Origin of the sequence: Flavobacterium sp. (genome assembly GCF_025352425.1) — a bacterium.
In the GTDB taxonomy this organism is placed as follows: Bacteria; Bacteroidota; Bacteroidia; order Flavobacteriales; family Flavobacteriaceae; genus Flavobacterium.
Map to the genome: position 1 here is coordinate 23,740 of NZ_JANXTI010000095.1, position 21,201 is coordinate 44,940.

A 21,201-nucleotide genomic window follows, 5' to 3' on the forward strand; every position below is an offset into this window, starting at 1 on the left:
AAAAATGAAAGTATACGTAATCGGAATAGGTTTAATCGGCGGTTCAATGGCATTGGATATTCAGGCATTGGATAAAGACGCCGTTATTATGGGTGTGGATGCCAATGAAAACCATTTGGAACAAGCCATCAAGCAAGGAATTATTCATCAAAAAGCAGAATTGAAAGAGGTTATCGAAGCTGATTTCGTAATTCTCGCTGTTCCTGTAGATATTGCTCTGGAACTTTTACCAAAAATTTTGGATACTATTTCAGATGAAACCTTGGTTTTTGATGTCGGTTCAACCAAAAGTCCAATATCCGAATCGGTGTCAAATCATCCGAAAAGAAGAAACTTTTTAGCAACGCATCCCATTGCAGGAACGGAATTCTCCGGACCAACGGCTGCCATTCGAAATTTATTTGTAGACAAAACCAACATCATTTGCGAAGTTGAAAAAACCACCTTTAAATTACAGGAAAAAGGGCTTAAATTATTTAAGGATTTGGGAATGAGAATTCGGTATATGGAGCCAAAATCACATGATAAACATATTGCATATATGTCTCACTTGTCACACATTAGTTCATTTATGCTAGGAAAAACGGTCATTGAGAAAGAAAAGCATGAAAAAGATATTTTTGATATGGCAGGAAGCGGATTTGAAAGTACGGTTAGATTAGCCAAAAGTTCACCAGCGATGTGGACGCCTATTTTCAAGCAAAATAAAAAACAAGTCGTAAAATCATTGGAAGAATACATTGCCAATTTATCGCAATTCAAAAATTTATTGGAAAGCGGAAATTACGAACAGATTTTTCATGAAATGGAAAACACAAACAGGATAAAAGAAATATTAAACGGAAAATAATAAAGCTATGGATATTACAAAAGAAAACAAACAATGGTTAGTAGATTTTAATCTGTCGCATCCATTGGTAATTGCGGGGCCATGCAGTGCAGAAACCGAAGAGCAGGTGTTGAAGATTGCACACGAATTGAAAAATTCTGATGTTAGTATTTTTCGTGCGGGAATTTGGAAACCAAGAACGCGTCCGGGAGGATTTGAAGGCGTTGGAGCTATCGGTTTAAAATGGCTACAAAAAGCGAAAGCCGAAACGGGTTTGTTAATGGCAACCGAAGTGGCTAATTCGGCTCATGTAAAACTAGCTTTGGAACATGATATCGATGTACTATGGATTGGTGCCAGAACTACAGTAAATCCATTTGCGGTTCAGGAAATTGCCGATGCTTTGGCTGGAACCGATAAAATCGTGTTGGTTAAAAATCCGGTAAATCCAGATTTGGCTCTATGGATCGGTGGCGTAGAACGACTGTATAACGCCGGAATTAAAAAGCTTGGTGTAATTCACAGAGGTTTTTCAACTTATGAAAAGACGAAATACAGAAATATTCCTGAATGGCAAATAGCTATTGAGTTGCAAAGTCGTTTTCCTGATTTGCCGCTGATTTGCGATCCTTCACACATTACCGGAAACAGGAATATGATTCAGGAAGTGTCACAGCAGGCATTGGATTTGAATTACGACGGATTGATTATTGAAACCCATGTCGATCCGGATAATGCATGGAGTGACGCGGCACAACAAGTTACACCAAAGGTTTTGAAACAGATTTTCGAGGATTTGAAAGTTAAAAAAATAACTACGGAAGATGATGATTTCAATACCAAAATGATAAAACTTAGAGCCAATATTGATATAGCCGACAGCAAATTATTGGAATTGCTTGGCAACAGAATGAAAGTCGCTGAACAAATTGGAGCTTTGAAAAAAGAGAAAAACGTAGCTGTTTTGCAAAATAAAAGATGGAACGAGATCTTAGGTAAAATGATTTTGGACGGTGAAGAAAAAGGATTAAGTGAAGAGTTTATTCTAAAACTTTTCAAAGCCATTCACCAGGAAAGTATCAGCCATCAGGAGAAGATAATTAACGGATAAACGGATAATTTGTGAGAACATCGGTTTAATGTGGTGGCATTAGTAGTTTTTTTTATATTTGTGGGTGTCTTAAAAAGTCTATTAATGCTAAAAATAACGGAGATGAAAAAAATTATTTTACTATTTACATTGGTTTTCGGTTTTAACCTAGCCAGCGCCCAGATCGATGTAATTAAGAAACAAATTGGTGAAACACTTAAAGGCAGAATTATAAGTGTTGATGATAATGTTATCGTGTTTACTTACGAAGGTCAAGATGTACCTTATACTATTGCTAAGAATGCCGTTGAAAAAATTACGTACGGCAGAACAGGTCAGGTAGTACAAACTTCCAACAAAATTGCCGTTAACGGTCAAGCAGATTGGGCAAAAGTTGTCATCCTTGAAAACCTGGAGAATACTAAAGGTTTAGAAGTGGGACAGCAAATTGGCACCAGTGACGATTTGGCAAACTATGATTCCGGGAATACTGCGGTGGTTAAAAGACTAAAAATGGAAGCAGCCAGATTGGGTTATCAGTTTGTTTTAGTAACAACCGATGTTTCATCCAATAGAACAGCTTACGTTTATAAGTATTAAGCTTTAAAAAACGTACTTCTAAAGTTGCCGGAAACGGCAACTTTTTTTATGTCTAAATGGAAATGCTTAGATAAGAAATAGCATTCAATTTTATTAAATAGTAACCCGCTATGTTTTTAGTAGGTTTTTTTGTATCATTGCCACAACAATAAAAACAATCTATTAATTTAAAATCAACTTAAAAATGAAAAAAATCTTTTTATTAATTGTATTTGCACTTGGCTTGAACGTTGCAAATGCACAGTTAGACAAAATTTACAAGCACAGTGGAGAGGTTGTAGAAGGAAAAGTTATCCGTCTAGATGAGTACACAATTGTCTTCAAGTATGATGGTGAAGATGCAGAAAATACCATTGGTAAGTATGCAGTTGAAAAAATTATGTACGGTAAAACAAAACGACAAGAAGACGTTACTGAGAAAATCGTAATCAATGGTGAAGACGATTGGGAAAAAGTTGTTATTCTTGAAGACAAAGGATACATCGCTGGTTTGAAAAAAGTCGGTGAAGTTCGCGGAAAAACAGGTCTTATCAACTTCCAAACAGGAAACACTGGAGATAAAAAAGCTTCTAAGAAAATCAAAATGGACGCTGCAAAACAAGGTTGCCCTTTTGTATTGTTAATGGCTGATAAAGCTACCGTTGGAGCTTCTTCTAACGGTTTAGGAGGTTCTCAAAACATTAAAACAGGAGTTGGTTACAAATACTAACATTCTGATATGAGTTTTAAAAAAGGTTGTGCATTGCTCAACCTTTTTTATTTAAACCAACTTTAAATACAATAACTGTGGTGTTTTTTTACCTTTGTCATTCGTAATTTATAATCGTAATTAATTTTGACAGGACTTGTTTATAAATCTACCGGAAGTTGGTACACTGTAAAATCTGAACAAGGCGATTTTATAGAATGCCGAATTAAAGGCAAATTCCGTATGAAAGGAATCAAAAGCACAAATCCAATTGCTGTTGGCGATGTGGTCGATTTTGAATTGGATGAAAACTCAGATATTGTAACGGGAACAATTCATAACATTCACGACAGAAAGAATTACATCGTAAGGAAATCGGTGAATTTATCCAAGCAAACTCATATTATTGCTTCCAATATTGATGTTGTTTTTCTTTTAGTTACCATAAATAATCCGCCAACTACGACCAGTTTTATCGATAGGTTTTTAGTAACAGCCGAGGCTTATGGCATTGAGGCCGTTTTAATTTTCAATAAAATTGATACGTTTGATCAAGCCATGCAGGAGGAACAATTGTATTTGCAATACATCTATTCTGAAATTGGATATAAATCTTTAAAAGTTTCCGCTAAGGAAAGCAAAGGGCTGGAAGAATTAAAGCAAATGATGATTGGAAAAGCAGCTATGTTTTCCGGACATTCAGGCGTTGGAAAATCAACTTTAGTCAATGCTTTGGAACCGGGTTTAAATTTGAAAACCAAAAACATTTCCGAGCAAAGCAGACAAGGACAGCATACGACAACTTTTGCCGAAATGTATGATTTGTCTTTTGATGCCAAAATAATAGATACACCGGGAATAAAAGGTTTTGGGATTGTTGATATGGAACCTTCGGAAGTGAGTGGTTATTTCCCTGAATTCTTTAAGTTGCAGGACGAATGTAAGTTCAATAATTGTCTGCACAAAGAAGAACCGAATTGTGCAATCAAAAAAGCTTTGGAAGACAATAAAATAGCATGGTCACGTTACAATAGTTACCTCAAAATTCTCGAAGGCGATGAAGAACATTACCGTTCTGATGTTTATAACGATGATAGAATTGCAAGTGATGAAACGAGGAAATAATTCACCATTTAAATGAAAGCAGTAATCCAAAGAGTTGCTGAATGTTCAGTTACAATCGACAACCAAATTGTTGCCAATATCCAAAAAGGATTACTCGTTTTAATCGGCATTGAAGATGCCGATAACAAAGAAGATAGTATTTGGCTAACAGCCAAAATTGCAAACCTCAGAATTTTTAATGACGAAGATGAAGTGATGAATCTATCTCTGAAAGACGTTGGCGGAGACATGATAATCGTAAGCCAGTTTACTTTACACGCCTCAACCAAAAAAGGCAATCGCCCATCGTATCTAAAAGCATCAAAACCCGAAATTGCCATTCCGCTTTACGAATCTTTTATCCAGCAAATGGAAACCGAATTGGGTAAGAAGGTGCAAACCGGGCAATTTGGCGCAGACATGAAAGTTTCATTGCTGAATGATGGGCCGGTGACTATAATTATTGACACAAAAAATAAGGAATAAAATGAACCTAAAAAACTCCCAACTAGAAGTAGACAACTGGATTAAAAACCACGGAGTCCGTTACTTTAATGAACTTACAAACATGGCGCAACTCACCGAAGAAGTTGGCGAGGTTGCCCGTATAATTGCGCGTCGATACGGCGAGCAATCCGAAAAGGAAAGTGATAAAAACAAAGACCTTGGCGAAGAATTAGCCGACGTGGTTTTTGTGGTTTTGTGTCTGGCAAACCAAACCGGAGTTGATTTACAGGCTGCTTTTGATAAAAAACTCGATTTGAAAACCAACCGCGACCATGACCGTCATCATAATAACGATAAACTAAAATAGTTTTGAATTTACTGCTCAAATCATCTACTTGCATTCCACAATCCATAATCGCAATTACAGGAAGCAAATCCGAAACCAACAGATTGTTGTTGCTTCAGGCCTTATATCCAAATCTAATTTTGGAAAACACCTCAAATTCGGATGATTCAGAAGTGATGATGAAAGCGTTACAAAGTAATGAAACGTTAATAGATATTCATCATGCCGGAACTGCCATGCGTTTTCTTACAGCGTATTTTGCCATTCAGGAAAATCGAGAAGTTGTGCTTACCGGTTCATCACGAATGAAAGAACGCCCAATTAAGATTTTAGTTGATGCTTTGCGACAATTGGGAGCCGAAATCAGCTATGAAGAAAACGAAGGATTCCCGCCAATTAGAATCAAAGGCAAAAAAATAACGCAGAACAAAGTTTCCCTTTCTGCTAATGTCAGCAGCCAGTATATTTCCGCACTATTACTCATAGCACCAAAACTTGAAAATGGTTTGGAACTTACATTAGAAGGCAAAATCACATCTGTTCCCTACATCAAAATGACGTTGAGTTTATTAAATGAATTAGGAATAGAAACGTCTTTTATTGATAACAAAATTACAGTAAAGCCTCTTGTCACCCTGAGCGCAGTCGAAGGGCCTAATCCCTTGTCCCTTATAGTAGAATCGGACTGGAGTTCAGCTTCTTACTATTATTCAATAATTGCACTTTCAGCAATCGGAACCGAAATAACATTATCGAGTTATAAAAAAAACAGCCTGCAGGGCGACTCGGTTTTAGCAGAAATCTATAAAAATTTCGGAGTTGAAACGACATTTCAAAATAATACAGTTCTTTTAAAAAAAACTCATAACTCAAAACTCATAACTCAAAACTTACAATTAAATAACTCTCCCGACATCGCCCAAACAATTGCCGTAACCTGCTTCGGATTAGGAATTGGATGTCATTTAACCGGTTTGCAGACGCTAAAAATAAAAGAAACCGACAGGTTATTGGCGTTAAAAACCGAATTGGAAAAATTGGGCGCAAATGTTTTGATTACAAATGATAGCCTGACATTAGAACCATCAGTCATTGCGAGGCACGAATTAATCCCAATCTCAACTTATCAAGACCACCGAATGGCTATGGCTTTTGCACCTTTAGCTTTGAAAACGAATATCATTATTAAAGATGCAGAAGTGGTTTCAAAATCCTATCCGGCTTTTTGGGAGGATTTGAAAAGCATTGGATTTCAATTAGAAAATCACTAAACAACGCAGTAACTAAGGCGCTCAGCAACTTAATATAAAAATAAACACCTTTTTACTTGACAACGCCTATCTGACGATAGTATATTTGCAGGCATTTAAAATTTATGAGAAGAAACTCATAACTCATAACTTATAATTCCTAACTTTTACAGATGAAATTATCTCATTTCCAGTTCAATCTTCCAACCGAATTATTAGCTGAATTCCCAGCAGAAAGTAGAGACGAAGCCAGATTAATGGTTGTCAACCGAAAAACAAAAACTATTGAGCATAAAACATTCAGAGACATTATTGATTATTTTGATGATGGCGATGTGATGATTTTAAACAACACCAAAGTTTTCCCGGCTCGTATGTACGGCAATAAGGAAAAAACCGGAGCCCGAATCGAAGTTTTCCTTTTAAGAGAACTAAACGCCGAGCAACGCCTTTGGGATGTTTTAGTCGATCCGGCGCGTAAAATCAGAATTGGAAACAAACTTTATTTTGGTGACGATGATTCATTAGTGGCTGAGGTAATTGACAACACCACTTCCCGTGGAAGAACATTGCGTTTCCTTTATGATGGTTCCTATGAAGAATTCAGAAGAAAACTAACAGAATTGGGAGAAACGCCAATTCCAAAATACATCAACCGTGAAGTAACCGAAGAAGATGCGGAACGTTACCAAACTATTTATGCCAAAGAAGAAGGCGCAGTAGCGGCTCCAACAGCTGGTTTACACTTTTCTAAACATCTTTTGAAGAAATTGGAAATTAAAGGAATTCAATTTGCAGAAGTAACATTACACGTTGGCTTGGGAACATTTAACCCGGTAGAAGTTGAAGATTTGTCAAAACACAAAATGGATTCCGAAGAGTTAATTATAAATCAGGAAGCCTGTGACATTGTAAATAAAGCAAAAGTAAGAAAGAGTAAAATTTGTTGTATCGGAACGACTTCAATGCGCGCCATTGAAAGTTCAGTTTCATCACAAAGAACCTTAAATACCTTTACAGGCTGGACGAATAAATTCATTTTTCCGCCGCATGATTTCAGTATTGCCGATTGCATGGTAACTAATTTTCACACACCAAAATCAACCCTGTTAATGATGGTTTCTGCATTTTGCGGTCATGACTTGATGAAAAAAGCATACGAAGAAGCAATCAAGGAAAAATACCGTTTCTATTCTTATGGAGACGCAATGTTGATTATATAATCAATTCTAAAACACCAAAATCCCATCAGAAATGTTGGGATTTTTTTAGGAGCTCTTTCCCGCTTTCCGTTCCAATCTGTCATTGCGAGCTTGCGTGGCAATCTCACAATAACAGGATTTCCACTGCAATCGGGGCTAGTAACAAACGCTGCCTCTTTGGAACTTTGCTGCTTTTTCAATACTTTTACGCTTCAATAACTACACAATGACTTTCCAAAACACACTCGAATTTGCTCAGGAATTAGATTCGCAGGACGAATTAAGGCGGTATCGTGACGAATTTCTATTTCCACAACACAACGGCAAAAACGTAATTTATTTTACCGGAAACTCTTTGGGGTTACAGCCAAAGCGCACCAAACAATATGTTGACGAAGTGATGAATGATTGGTCAAATCTAGCGGTCGAAGGCCATTTCTACGCTAAAAAACCTTGGTGGGATTACCATGAACGATTTGCCACTCCGTTGAGTGAATTAGTAGGTGCAAAACCTTCCGAAGTCACCGTAATGAATACCCTGACGGTAAATTTGCATTTGCTGATGGTCTCGTTTTATCGACCAACAAAAGCGCGTTACAAAATCATTTGCGAAGAAAAAGCATTTCCTTCCGATCAATATATGTTTCAAAGCCAGGTTCATTTTCATGGTTATAAATCAGAGGATGCGATTGTAGAAATTAAAAGAAGAGAAGGCGAACACAACATTCGTTTGGAAGATATTTTAGCCAAAATTGATGAAGTTGGCGATGAATTAGCTTTGGTATTAATTGGTGGCGTCAACTATTACACAGGACAGGTTTTTGATATGAAAACCATTACTGAAGCTGGTCACAAAGCGGGCGCAATAGTGGGTTTTGATCTGGCGCATGCAGCCGGAAACATAAAATTGGAATTACACAATTGGAATATCGATTTTGCTGCGTGGTGTTCGTATAAATACATGAATTCCGGACCAGGAAATGCTTCGGGTTGCTTTATTCACGAGAAACACCATGCCAATAATGACTTAGCCAGATTTGGCGGTTGGTGGGGACAAAACAAAGAAAGGCGTTTTTTGATGGAACCAACATTTGATCCAATCGTAGGTGCTGATGGCTGGCAAGTAAGTAATTTACCAATATTGTCTCTGGCACCCTATTTGGCTTCTGTCGAACTGTTTGTGGAAGTTGGAATGGAAAAACTTATCAGAAAAAGAAATCAAATCACGAGCTATTTAGAATTCATTCTGCATGAAATCGATGCAGCAATTGACGGAACTGAATTCGAAATTATAACACCAACCAATCAGGCAGAACGGGCATGTCAACTATCGGTTTTTCTTCATGGTCAGGGCCGAAGTTTGTTTGATTATCTGATGAAAAACGGGGTAATTACTGATTGGCGTGAACCCAATGTAATCCGCTTGGCGCCCGTGCCTTTTTACTGTTCTTATGAAGATATTTACGAGTTTGGACAAATATTGAAACAAGGTATTTTAACACTAAAATAATTTGATTTCTGAAAAACAATTCGTTGATTTGTAGCTAATTATTAATTCAATACCACAAGAATGAAATTGAAATTACATATTGCCATTATAGCAGTGTTTGTATTATCGTTTACAAGTAATGCACAAGTTTCGGAAAATGAAGGAGCAGCACGACAATGGATACAATTGCATGCTAAAGATTTAAAAATTAAATCAACAGATACTTTTAAACTATCGTTTGTTATAAAAACCGAGGCAGGCGAAACGCTCCGTTTTCAACAAATGATGAATGAAGTTCCTGTATATCATTCAGAAATTGTAATAAATTTCAATCCAAGCAACGAACTGGCTTTTTCTTCAGATTCTTATGATAGCACAATTGAAAATGTTACTACAACACCAAGTCTTTCTAAAGAAGCTGCTTTAAATGTGTCAAAAGAAAGTTTGAAACTAAATGGAGAATATACAGTTGCCGAAAATAATTTAGTTGTTACTAAAATTAACGCCCAAACCAAATTGGTTTACAGAGTTGTTACAAATCCACAAAGCGGTAATGGTAGTTGGGTTGTCTTAATTGATGCGCAAACAGGAACTGTTTTAAGTACTTACGACGAGGCAATTTATCATCATAAGAAATCTGAAAACGATAAATTAAGCCCAGCAATTTCCATGGCTCCTTTAGCTTTCGTATCAGGAACTGCTATGGTTTACTTATCTGATCCGTTATCGTATGCCCACGTGGCTTATGGTACTACTGGTTATGTAGATGGCGCTAATGATACCAACACAACACAACTGGCTGCGGCAAGAACATCGGTAACTTTACCGGAAATTGATTTAACTTCCGGAGTTTATAAATTGAAAAGTTCGTATGTAGAGATTCAGGATTTTGAAGCACCAACAACAAGCTTATTTACTCAGGCAACAAGTGCTTTTAATTTCACTAGAGACAATAATGCTTTTGAAGCTGTAAATGCTTTTTATCATTTGGATAAAAGTTTAAGATATATAAACGAAACATTAGGTATTACATGCAGACCAACTTTAAATGGTGGTGTTCTTAGATATGATTCATCAGGACTGAGCGGTGCTGATAATTCACATTTTCTTCCTTCTACAGATCAGATTTCTTTTGGCGAAGGATGTGTAGATGATGCTGAGGATGCAGATGTTATTTGGCATGAGTTTGGTCACGGAGTACATAAATGGATGACTAATGGAAACGTTTCACAATATTTAGGTGAAGGAAATAGTGACTATTGGGCACAGTCGTACAGTAGAAGTTTAAACCAATGGACGGCTGCTGATGCTGCATCGCAGTTTATGTTCAGTTGGGATGGGCATAACACGTGTTGGGCGGGTAGAACTACTGATTATTATGGAGTATATCCGGGTGATTTAGTAGGATTACAAGGAGGTGCCGCTCACACTGACGGACAAATTTGGGCAACAGTATTAATGCAGATTTGGGATGTTATTGGTAGAACAAAAACAGATAAAGCATTTTTACAAGGATTAGCTCTAACAAATAGTGCTACAGATCAACAAAATGGTGCAATAGCAGTGAGACAAGCTGCTATTAATATGAATTATCCTTGTGCCGACGTACAGGTGTTTACTCAAAAATTCACAGACCGAGGATATATTATGCCAGCCTTGACATTAACAATGGCGGCTATAGCTAATCAAACAGCTACTGCTGCTGCCTCTAATACTTACACAGTACCTAGTTATGCTGCTTTGGCTAATCCAATAACAGATAACTGTGATGCAACATTAACTCAAAACCCTGTGGTTGGAACAATTTTAGCGCCTGGTGTGTATACCATCACAATGGTTGCTACAAGTGGTTCTTCGATAACAAGAACATTTCAACTTACTGTAAATCCAAGTTTGGGAATAAATGACGTTATAAAAAACAACTTTGTATTATATCCAAATCCGGCAGCAAATGTGTTGAATGTAAAAGGTGATTTTGATAGCAAAGAAAGTGTAACTATCTACAATATGTTGGGACAAACAATTTTGACAAAAGCGGTAACTACCAATGACGAAAGTATAGATATTACTTCTTTATCAAAAGGTATTTATAGCGTGTACTTCAACAACGCCAAAGTAACTTATAAATTCATAAAAGAATAAATTAAAATTCTAGAATTAAAGAAAAGCCACAATGCAAAAAGTATTGTGGCTTTCTTTTTTGCATCGATACTAAAAATACTTTGCAATCCCGAAGTTTCGGGATAACTTTGCCACTTTATAACTTTTGAATAATGACCAAACAAGAAATCATAGATGCTTTTGACCCGAGTCAGCCAGGTTTAGCGGATGCCACCATTTTTGGATTACCATTTTCTGCAGAACAATCAGAAATCATTATTATTCCTGTGCCGTGGGAAGTAACGGTGAGTTATGGAGCGGGAGCATCAGATGGACCAGAAGCGGTTTTGAATGCCTCTTTTCAGGTAGATTTAAGCCATCAGGACTTTCCGGAACTTTGGCAAATCGGAATATATTATGATGAAGCACCCGAACATTGGAAAATAAATTCGGACAGTCATAAAGCATTAGCGAAACCCATAATTCAGGCACTTGAAAACGGAGAAGATTTAAATAATCATCCAAGTCTACTATCAGATTTAGTAACCATCAACAAAGTGTGCCGCAACTTGCACACGGAAGTCAGGGATAAAGCATTGTTTTGGATGAGGCAAGGAAAAAAAGTTGCCCTTCTTGGTGGCGATCATTCCACACCATTAGGGTATTATGAAGCCCTAGCTTTGGTGCATGATAACTTTGGGATTCTGCATCTTGATGCTCACATGGATTTACGTATTGCTTATGAAGGATTTACTTATTCGCATGCCTCAATTATGTATAATGCCCTTCAGATTCCTCAAATCTCAAAAATAGTTCAGGTTGGAATACGCGATTTCTGTGAGCAGGAAGTTGCAGTTGTGCACCAATCCAAAGGAAGGGTTCTTGTTAACACTGATTCCGACATGAAGTCCGAAACCTATGAAGGCAAAACCTGGGCTGAACAATGTGATTCCATCATTTTGACTTTGCCACAAAAGGTCTGCATCAGTTTTGATATTGATGGCTTGTTTCCGTGGTATTGCCCAAATACCGGGACACCGGTTCCGGGAGGATTTTCCTTTGAGCAAGCTACTTACTTGTTTAACAAATTGGCAGCAAGTGGAAAAGAAATTATTGGTTTTGATTTGGTAGAAGTGGCACCCGGAGCAAATGATGACTGGGATGGCAATGTTGGTGCCCGAATGTTATTTCACATGTGTGGCGTATTGGCAAAAAATAATGGCATGGATGTTGGTAATAGGATTGTTTTCCACAAAGAATAGTCTTTGGAAAATATAGAATATGTTAAAATTTTATAAGAATTAAATCGAATTATGTAAGTTAAATAACAGACTTTTTCTATTACTTTGAATAACCTTAAATTTTATATTATGAAAAATGCAGTAATGATTTTAGCAGCCGTAGGAGTTTTAAGTTTAAGCTCTTGCAAGAACACAGACAAGCAAGGAGTGATAACTGACGATGTACATCAGGCTACAATTGATTCTATGAAACAAGTTGCAGAAAAACAACGTATTATTGATTCAATGCAAATTGTGAGTCAAAATACTCAAAAGCAAAAAGAAGTGGTAGTGGTACACGACCAGGCACCAGTAGCCGCAGCTCCAGCCCCACGACGAAAAAAATGGAGTGGCGCAGCTAAAGGAGCCGTAATTGGAGCAGGTGTTGGAGCCGTTACAGGAGCTGTCATCAGTAAGAAAAAAGGCGAAGGTGCCATAATTGGTGGATTAGCCGGAGCGGGAGTTGGAGCGGGAGTTGGAGCCGTTTTAGACGATAAAAAGAAATAATATTTGCACTTACTCTATATTTAATAAAGCTCGGTTTTACCGGGCTTTATTATTTTTTGGATACTAGGACGTAATATAATTTGGAACTCCAAGTCAATTCCTAGTGGTGTTATAGTTTTTTCAGGAGTACAATTTGACCCAGATGGTAATAGCTATGCTCAATCATCGCATCAATATTCCGGGGATAAGTTCGATATTTTTCATTAGACTAATTCGGTATATTTGTTTAACCAACATTACTACCATGAAACTCCTAAAAAAAACCTTCTTAATCATACTGATTTTATTAATTGTTATTTTCATTGCTGTTTTAGGTTATATTCAAACCACAAAACCAAAATATGAAGGCGAAGAAGATATAGCCAATATTTCCAGACCAACAACGGTTTATTTTGATGAGTATGGTGTTCCGCATATTTATGCCGAAACTCAAAAGGACGCTATGACAACATTGGGTTATGTTCATGCGCAAGACCGATTATGGCAGATGGAACTGATGCGGCGAATTGCGCCTGGACGACTTTCGGAAATCTTTGGAAATCCTGTATTGAAAACCGATAAATTTTTGCGGGAATTGGTATCGATGAAAACTCGACGCAAGCCATTGCTAATCTTGATAAGAATTCTCAAACCTATATTTTGGCAACCGCATATCTAAATGGAATTAACCAATATGTCGAACATGGGAAAACTCCGGTGGAAATTCGACTACTTGGAATAAAACAGAAAAAATTCACTTTGAAAGATGTGTATAATATCTTCGGATTTATGTCTTTTAGTTTTGCAATGGCACAAAAAACGGATCCATTACTAACTGACATTCGCGACCGTTTCGGTATGGAATATCTTCAGGATTTTGGCATTCAGGGCGAATTCGGAACCAAACAATTAAAATCCTATAAAGATGATTACAAAGAGTATGCTGCCATATCGAAATCAGTTGCCGATTTATTGGAAACATCACCAATTCCTGCCTTTATCGGAAGCAATAGTTGGGTAATTGGAGGAGCCAAAACAAAAAATGGAAAAGTGATTTTGGCTAACGATCCCCACATCATGTATTCGCAACCCGGAACTTGGTATGAGGCGCATATTGTTTGCCCGGATTATGAAATCTATGGCTACTACATTGCCGGAACACCATTTCCGCTTTTGGGACACAATCATAATTATGCTTATGGATTAACTATGTTTGAAAACGACGACGTAGACTTCTTTCAGGAAGAAGACAATCCGAATGATGAGCATCAATATAAAACTCCAGAAGGCTATAAAAACTACACGTATAAACAAAAAACCATCAAAGTAAAAGACAGTGTCGATGTAAAACTTAGTATAAAAACATCACAACACGGGCCAATAGTAAGCGGTTTATTAGACGGAGTGAAATCGGATAAATCAGTAGCCATGTCATGGATATTTACACAGCAAAAAAACCAAATCCTAGATGCTGTTTATCAATTGTCTCACGCAAAAGATTTAGAGAGTTTTCATAAAAACATTGAACTTATAAAAGCTCCAGGACTGAATATAATGTATGGCGATGCTAAAGGAAACATTGCCTGGATAACTTCGGGGAAACTTTACAAAGTGGATAAATCGGTCAACACTAATTTTATTCTAAATGGTGCTAACGGAATTGACAATAAAAAAGAGTTTCTTCCTTTTGAAAAAAATCCGGCAGCTATAAATCCGCAATGGAATTACGTTTATACAGCAAACAATCAGCCTGAAGCGATTGACGGTTATTTGTATCAGGGCTATTATCTTCCAAAAGACAGAGCATTGCGAATTGACGGATTATTGTCGCCAAAAAATGATTGGACAAAAGAAGAGGTGAGTAAAATGATTACCGACAATACATCGGCAACTGCAGCAAATATTGTGGCTAACATGACTAAACCATTGAATGTTTCCAAATTTTCTGAAAATGAAAAGAAAGCATTAAATGTTTTAAAAGATTGGAAAGCTACCCATAATCTGGAAGACATCGCGCCAACCATCTACAACAAATGGATTTACTTTTATCTGAAAAATACTTTTGAAGACGAACTGGGAGTTGATGATTTCAAAATGCTGCTTAGCACGCATATTGTAAAACAAGTGATTGAAAATCAAAGCCAAAATACGACTTCAGTTTGGTGGGACAACATCAATACAAAAGACAAAAAAGAAACGCAATCGGAAATCCTTACACAATCGTTTAAGGAAGCAATCGCTTCACTAGAAAGCCAATTAGGTTCTGATGTCAATGAATGGAGATGGGAGAAAGTTCATGAGGTAGAATTTCAGCATCCAATAGGTAAGGTAAAATTGTTAAGTACGTTTTTCAATGTGGGAACATTTGGCATTGCCGGAAGCAATGAAGTTATCAATAATCAATTATTCATCTACACCGATGATGCGCATATTCAGGTAAAAGGCGGGCCGTCAACAAGACGTATCATTGATTTTTCCGATATTGAAAACAGCTGGAGTGTATTGCCAACCGGACAATCGGGAAACCCAATGAGCAAGTACTATGACGACCAAACGGACCTATTTATCAATGGGAAGTTCCGAAAAATGAAATTGAATAAAGAAGAAATTGTGAAAACATCAACCAAGTTAGTTTTTAAACCAAAAGAATAACCAAAAAAAACATTCGTGTTTCGTGGCTAATAATTAAATTTGCAAAACCGTTTAGTAAAATTAAATGCAAACTCCTCAAAAAATTGCCGTTGTCGGTTCTGGTTTAGTCGGGACGTTATTGGCAATTTATCTCAAGAAACTAGGGCACACGGTACATGTTTATGACAGAAGTCCGGATATTCGAACTGTGGAATTTTCTGGACGTTCCATTAATCTAGTAATGTCAACCCGCGGTTGGAAAGCCATGAAAGATGTTGGCCTTGAAGAGGAAATCCGTAAAATTGGAATTCCGGTTGACAAGCGGGCGATTCACTTGAACGACGGAAAACTAAATTATCAATATTATGGTAAGGATGGCGAAGCTATTTTTTCGTTATCGCGAGGCGTTCTAAACCGAAGAATGATTGACCTTGCCGAAGCCCAAGGAGTTGAATTCTTTTTTGAGCATAAAATTTGGGATGTTACTTTAGCAACCGCTACGCTCCACATTGGCGATACTGAAAGAGGTGAATGGACCGAATTAAAATATGACAAATGCTTTGGTGCCGATGGGGCTTTTTCCAGAATTCGTCATAGAATGCAACGTCAGAGCATGTTTGATTACTCGCAGGAATTCATGAAAATGGGCTACAAGGAATTGCACATTCCGGCCAACGCTGACGGGACACACAAAATTGATAAAAACTCACTTCATATTTGGCCAAGAGGCGATTTCATGCTGATGGCTTTGCCAAATTTGGATGGCACTTTCACCTGCACACTATTCATGCCTTTTGAAGGTAATAATTCCTTTGAACAGTTAAAAGATGAAACAACTTTAATACATTTCTTCGCTAACTATTTTCCGGATACCAAAGAAGTCATTCCCGATTTGGTGGAAGATTTTTTCAAAAACCCCACAAGTTATTTAGTGATGATGAAATGTTTTCCGTGGACATTTGCTGACAAAGTGGCGCTAATTGGTGATTCCGCACATGCTATTGTTCCTTTTTACGGTCACGGGATGAATGCGGGTTTTGAAGATATTACCGTTTTAAGCGAGATGATTTCAAAGTATGGCGATGATTGGGAAACTATTTTTAAGGAATACGAAACCTCAAGAAAACCCAATGCTGATGCTATTGCAGAACTGTCTTTTCGAAATTTTATAGAGATGAGTTCCAAAACAGCTGATACCAACTTTTTATTACAAAAGAAAATAGAAAAATGGTTTTCAGGCAAGCATCCTGATAGGTGGATGCCATTGTACAGCAGGGTCACTTTCAGTTTACAACCTTATTCCGAAGCGTTAGCTATTGGCGATTTGCAAAACAAAATCATGGAAGTAGTGATGCAGATGGAAAACATTGAAGAAAAGTGGAATAGCCAAGAAGTCGAAAATAAAATTATAGAATTACTGAATTAATTTTCACGAGCTATTCCCCGCAACTCCTCGAAATAACTAACGCTTAAACATTTTACTCAAAACCCCAAAAACCCCACGAATGAAAGTTGCGCTGGTAACAACTTTAATTACGGATTTCCCAATAACTGCCGCAGTGCTTGGTTCGTTGCTTTTTCTTTCGGCTGTTTTATTTTCTTCTTCGGCTTGCACTTCCGCCTGTTGATTGGCGGCGTCTATTTTTTTGGCCAATATTTCATAAGCACTTTCTCTATCAATTTCTTCTGAATATTTTCTAACCAATTTTGATTTGGCATTGATTTCTGAAATTTCAGTATCAGTTAAAACATCCATTCTGCTCATTGGTGCACGCATCATTGTTGCCGCCAAAGGCGTTGGAATTCCTTTTTCGTTCAAAGCCGTTACAAAAGCTTCCCCAATTCCTAAACTGGTCAACACTTCATCGGTTTTATAGTAAATAGATGTTGGGTAATTATCGGCGGTTTGTCTGATAGCCTGTCGGTCATTGGCTGTAAAGGCACGTAATGCATGTTGGATTTTCAGTCCCAATTGTGCCAAAACACTCGCCGGAACATCCATTGGATTTTGGGTAACGAAATACACGCCAATCCCTTTGGAACGAATTAATTTGATAATAGTTTCTATTTGATCTAGCAATGCTTTACTGGCTTCATTAAAAATCAAATGCGCTTCATCAATAAAAATTACCAATTCAGGTTGTTCAACATCCCCTTTTTCGGGCATTTGCTGATAGATTTCTGCTAAAAGGCTTAACATGAAAGTGGAGAACAATTTTGGTTTATCTTGAATATCCGTCAAGCGGATAATGTTTACATAACCTTTTCCATTTTCATCAAAACGCATTAAGTCATCAATTTCGAATGACTTTTCACCAAAGAATAAATCTCCGCCTTGCTGTTCTAATTCGATAATCTTACGAAGAATGATTCCTGTAGTTGAGGTTGAAATCTTCCCATAATTCTCTTCAATCTCTTCCTTTCCTTCTTCGGTAATATAATTGAGTACTTTTTTGATGTCCTTTAAATCCAGAAGCGGCATTTGTTTATCGTCGCAATATTTGAAAATAACTGCAACAACGCCAGTTTGTGTGTCATTCAAATCAAGAATTCGGGAAAACAAAACCGGACCAAACTCTGATACGGTCGCTCGAAGACGGACGCCGTTTTGTTGCGAAAGCGACATTAACTCTACAGGAAATGAAGATGTAGTATAGGGAATATTTATTTTGGCGTGACGTTCTGTAATAAATGGCTTTTCTTCCCCTTCTTTGGCAATTCCTGAAAAATCACCTTTAATATCCATCATCAGCACTGGAATCCCCAATAATGACAATTGCTCCGAAAGCACCTGAATAGTTTTAGTCTTTCCTGTTCCGGTAGCACCGGAAATTAATCCGTGACGATTTAAGGTTTTTAAAGGCACTTTTACAAAGGTGTCAGCAACCGCTTCTCCATTTAAAATCGCACCGCCAAGGGTTATGCTTTCTCCTTTTGACGCATATCCTTCATTAATATGCTTACTAAAATCTGATGTTGATGCCATTGAAATTTTATACTAGTTAGGTTACTGCAAAGTACTATTATTTTTTTGAAAGAAACGAATTGGAGGCTTTTTTTGAAGCGGACGATTTCTTATGATTTAACCATGCTTTCTTCGTGGTAAGTCCATAGTCAGTCCATGAAAATAGCTTTTTTATGGATTCACTATTGAAGGATTATAAGTTACAACGCTTTAATGGTGAACAATCTATTAAAAACTTAGGCAATTCATAATAGGTGAACCATTAGGGTGCCTGTCAAAGTAAAATGTTAATTGTTTTCAAACTGGATTAAAAAATGTCTAATTTTAAATGTTAAAAAAGTTGGAAAAAAAAATACTTATTCCAAACTTTTGACGTTATACATTTAGATATGTATAAAAACTCCAAAAAACGATTGTATTTTTACCTACATGTATCCTGATTTTCGGAAATACATGGGTCGTCAGTGACGACAAATTGAAAAGCGGGAGTATTAATGTTAAAAAAAGTTTTTTTATTAAGAGTAAAAAATTAAATTTGCTCCTAATCAAGTTCATTAACAACTAAGAAAACTTATAAATTATTTAAAACTTAAAACTTAAAAATTAAAAAAATGGCAAACGTTAAAAAAGAAGGCGGTTCAAACGGGTTAGGGATGATGTCAGGACTCATCATTGTAGCATGTATTTTGGTTGGATGGATTATTTGGTACTTTATCATGGGTAATGGTGCTAATTTTGAAGGTGGTATAAACACGGGTCATCCGCTTCCGGGAAATTACTTGGCAATGGTGTATAAAGGAGGTCCAATAGTACCGGTTTTGATGGGATTATTATTAATGGTAGTGGTATTCTCATTTGAGCGTTTTGCCGTTATTTCAAAAGCAGCAGGAAAAGGAAACTTAGATACATTTATGAGAACTATTACATCTGATATAAAAGGAGGAAAAATTGACGAGGCTATCAATGCTTGTGACAGACAACAAGGTTCTGTTGCAAACGCAGTGAAATCAGCGTTAGTTAAATATCAGGAAGTTAAAGCTGAAGGATTCAACAGCGAAGACGCAGCTGAAACCATTCATGAAGAAATCGAAGAAGCAACAGCACTTGAAATGCCAATGTTAGAGAAAAATTTAACTATTATTTCTACATTAGTATCTCTTGGAACACTTGCCGGATTATTAGGAACGGTTACGGGTATGATTAAAGCGTTCGGTGCGTTAGCATCTACGGGAACTCCGGACCAAGCAGCTTTAGCAAATGGTATCTCTGAAGCGCTTATCAATACTGCAACAGGTATCTCTACATCTGCTTTAGCAATTGTTATGTACAACTTCTTTACCTCTAAAATCGATACGTTGACTTACTCTATTGACGAGGCAGGCGCAACTATCGTTAACACTTACAGAAAAGTCAGAGGAAGTTTAAAAAAATAATACGGTTATAGAAATTCTATAATTGTTATAAAAACAAATAAATAATGGGTAAAGTAAAAATGTCCAAGAAGTCAACATCCATCGATATGACAGCGATGTGTGACGTAGCGTTCCTTTTGCTTACTTTCTTTATCTTAACGGCAACGGCAAAAATGCCTGAACCGTTACCGGTAGATACACCTTCTTCAACAGTGCAAACCAAATTGCCTGAAACAGGTTTAGTAACTATTACGGTAGGGAAAAGTGAAGGAAAAGAGCAAGTCTTTTTTGGAATGAAAGACAGGGCAATCCGTTCAGGAGCTCTTGACTATATGGCTCAGAAATACAAAGTGACTTTTACTGAAGACGAGAAAACACAATTCGCTCTTGTAGACGAGTTTGGTGTTCCGGTTGAAGGATTAAAGCAGTTATTGGCCATGAAAGGTGCTGACAGAGCTAAAAAAGGAGTGCAGCCAGGTATGCCTTGTGATTCTATCAACAATCAATTACAGGATTGGATACAAGGTGCAAGAAAAGCTAACATTGAAAATGGTGGGACGAAAGAACTTCAGTTTGCAATCAAAGGCGATGCTAAAGAAGAATATCCTCAGATTAAAAGAGTGATGGATATTTTACAGGACCAAAAAATCAATAGCTTTAATTTAGTTACTGGTTTAAGAGGAAAAAATTATTAATATTAATAATAATATAAAATGGCTGAATTAAATACCGGCGACTCCGGTAAAAAAGGCGGTGGAAAAGTAAGAAGTAAAAAATCAAATGCAAAGGTAGATTTAACTGCCATGGTGGATTTGGCGTTCTTATTGATTACGTTCTTTATGTTGACTACATCTTTGTCAAAACCACAATCTATGGATTTAGGTTTGCCTGATAAAGACGATCCAAAGGATAAACCAAAAGATATAAAGGTTGATCAAAGAAGAACCATGACAATTCTCATGGGCGATAATGATAAAATCAAATGGTTTCATGGGCTTTTGGAAACTCCAGAACCAAATGGTAATCCAACTGATGCTATCTACGGAAGGAATGGCCTTCGTAAAGAGATATTGAAAAGAGTGATTTCAGTACCGCAGACAACAGGTGATAAGGACAAAGGATTGATTGTAATTATCAAGCCTAGTAAAAAATCAACGTATAGAAATTTGGTAGATGTGTTAGATGAAATGGCAATTTGTAAAGTCCCTACTTATGCCATTGTAAACGACATTACTCCAGAAGAGATGAAGTTGATTGACGAAATGAACAAATAATCCAGTGT

The 21,201-nt window shown here is 37.0% G+C and carries 18 protein-coding genes and 2 pseudogenes; 18 read left to right on the forward strand and 2 right to left on the reverse strand.

Annotated elements, in window-relative coordinates:
* The first annotated feature begins 4 nt into the window (after positions 1–4).
* The 13 genes from Q0Q99_RS11740 (at position 5) to Q0Q99_RS11800 (ending at position 12,932) form a co-directional block, all read left to right on the forward strand.
* Positions 5–850, forward strand: a complete 846-nt coding sequence (locus Q0Q99_RS11740; protein ID WP_293896106.1) for a prephenate dehydrogenase — start codon at positions 5–7, stop codon at positions 848–850.
* 7 nt (positions 851–857) lie between these two features.
* The gene (locus Q0Q99_RS11745; RefSeq protein WP_293896109.1) at positions 858–1,940 is read left to right on the forward strand and encodes a bifunctional 3-deoxy-7-phosphoheptulonate synthase/chorismate mutase type II; all 1,083 of its coding nucleotides are present in this window, start codon (positions 858–860) and stop codon (positions 1,938–1,940) included.
* A 102-nt stretch (positions 1,941–2,042) separates the two neighbouring features.
* Positions 2,043–2,519 (forward strand): hypothetical protein, encoded by a 477-nt coding sequence (locus Q0Q99_RS11750; RefSeq protein ID WP_293896112.1) that lies wholly within the window; start codon positions 2,043–2,045, stop codon positions 2,517–2,519.
* A gap of 184 nt (positions 2,520–2,703) precedes the next feature.
* Positions 2,704–3,228, forward strand: a complete 525-nt coding sequence (locus Q0Q99_RS11755; RefSeq protein WP_293896115.1) for a hypothetical protein — start codon at positions 2,704–2,706, stop codon at positions 3,226–3,228.
* A 126-nt stretch (positions 3,229–3,354) separates the two neighbouring features.
* Positions 3,355–4,332, forward strand: a complete 978-nt coding sequence (rsgA, locus tag Q0Q99_RS11760) for a ribosome small subunit-dependent GTPase A (RefSeq protein WP_293896118.1) — start codon at positions 3,355–3,357, stop codon at positions 4,330–4,332.
* A 12-nt stretch (positions 4,333–4,344) separates the two neighbouring features.
* Positions 4,345–4,797 (forward strand): D-aminoacyl-tRNA deacylase, encoded by a 453-nt coding sequence (dtd, locus tag Q0Q99_RS11765; RefSeq protein WP_293896121.1) that lies wholly within the window; start codon positions 4,345–4,347, stop codon positions 4,795–4,797.
* Position 4,798: 1 nt separating this feature from the next.
* Complete coding sequence (locus tag Q0Q99_RS11770) at positions 4,799–5,125, forward strand: nucleotide pyrophosphohydrolase (protein ID WP_293896124.1); 327 nt, start codon at positions 4,799–4,801, stop codon at positions 5,123–5,125.
* Positions 5,126–5,127: 2 nt separating this feature from the next.
* A complete protein-coding gene (locus Q0Q99_RS11775; RefSeq protein WP_293896127.1) occupies positions 5,128–6,375 on the forward strand; it encodes a 3-phosphoshikimate 1-carboxyvinyltransferase in 1,248 nt (415 codons plus the stop codon).
* Positions 6,376–6,527: 152 nt separating this feature from the next.
* Positions 6,528–7,577: a tRNA preQ1(34) S-adenosylmethionine ribosyltransferase-isomerase QueA gene (queA, locus tag Q0Q99_RS11780; protein WP_293896130.1), complete on the forward strand. Its 1,050-nt coding sequence runs from the start codon at positions 6,528–6,530 to the stop codon at positions 7,575–7,577.
* A 205-nt stretch (positions 7,578–7,782) separates the two neighbouring features.
* Positions 7,783–9,066, forward strand: a complete 1,284-nt coding sequence (gene kynU / locus Q0Q99_RS11785) for a kynureninase (RefSeq protein ID WP_293896133.1) — start codon at positions 7,783–7,785, stop codon at positions 9,064–9,066.
* 60 nt (positions 9,067–9,126) lie between these two features.
* On the forward strand, positions 9,127–11,187 hold the full coding sequence (locus Q0Q99_RS11790) for a T9SS type A sorting domain-containing protein (protein WP_293896136.1): 2,061 nt from the start codon (positions 9,127–9,129) through the stop codon (positions 11,185–11,187).
* 131 nt (positions 11,188–11,318) lie between these two features.
* Positions 11,319–12,407 (forward strand): agmatinase family protein, encoded by a 1,089-nt coding sequence (locus Q0Q99_RS11795; RefSeq protein WP_293896139.1) that lies wholly within the window; start codon positions 11,319–11,321, stop codon positions 12,405–12,407.
* Positions 12,408–12,515: 108 nt separating this feature from the next.
* Entirely contained in the window at positions 12,516–12,932 is a 417-nt protein-coding gene (locus tag Q0Q99_RS11800) for a YMGG-like glycine zipper-containing protein (RefSeq protein WP_293896142.1), read from the forward strand.
* A 109-nt stretch (positions 12,933–13,041) separates the two neighbouring features.
* Here Q0Q99_RS11800 and Q0Q99_RS11805 read toward each other — a convergent pair.
* Positions 13,042–13,134, reverse strand: a pseudogene (locus Q0Q99_RS11805) (DUF1572 domain-containing protein); the annotation flags it as partial.
* A 42-nt stretch (positions 13,135–13,176) separates the two neighbouring features.
* Here Q0Q99_RS11805 and Q0Q99_RS11810 point away from each other — a divergent pair.
* Positions 13,177–15,563: pseudogene (locus Q0Q99_RS11810) on the forward strand (penicillin acylase family protein).
* Between the two features lie 64 nt (positions 15,564–15,627).
* A complete protein-coding gene (locus Q0Q99_RS11815) occupies positions 15,628–16,968 on the forward strand; it encodes an NAD(P)/FAD-dependent oxidoreductase (protein ID WP_293896145.1) in 1,341 nt (446 codons plus the stop codon).
* Between the two features lie 36 nt (positions 16,969–17,004).
* On the opposite strand, the gene Q0Q99_RS11820 is transcribed toward Q0Q99_RS11815, so the two are convergent.
* The gene (locus Q0Q99_RS11820) at positions 17,005–18,528 is read right to left on the reverse strand and encodes a helicase HerA-like domain-containing protein (RefSeq protein WP_293896148.1); all 1,524 of its coding nucleotides are present in this window, start codon (positions 18,526–18,528) and stop codon (positions 17,005–17,007) included.
* Positions 18,529–19,118: 590 nt separating this feature from the next.
* Between Q0Q99_RS11820 and Q0Q99_RS11825 the strand changes: the two genes are divergently transcribed.
* The 3 genes from Q0Q99_RS11825 to Q0Q99_RS11835 are packed head-to-tail and all read left to right on the forward strand — an operon-like array spanning position 19,119 to position 21,193.
* Positions 19,119–19,940 (forward strand): MotA/TolQ/ExbB proton channel family protein, encoded by an 822-nt coding sequence (locus tag Q0Q99_RS11825; protein ID WP_293896152.1) that lies wholly within the window; start codon positions 19,119–19,121, stop codon positions 19,938–19,940.
* 44 nt (positions 19,941–19,984) lie between these two features.
* Positions 19,985–20,614, forward strand: coding sequence for a biopolymer transporter ExbD (locus tag Q0Q99_RS11830; protein ID WP_293896155.1), 630 nt, complete (start codon positions 19,985–19,987; stop codon positions 20,612–20,614).
* Between the two features lie 18 nt (positions 20,615–20,632).
* On the forward strand, positions 20,633–21,193 hold the full coding sequence (locus Q0Q99_RS11835) for a biopolymer transporter ExbD (RefSeq protein WP_293896158.1): 561 nt from the start codon (positions 20,633–20,635) through the stop codon (positions 21,191–21,193).
* Positions 21,194–21,201 lie beyond the last annotated feature (8 nt).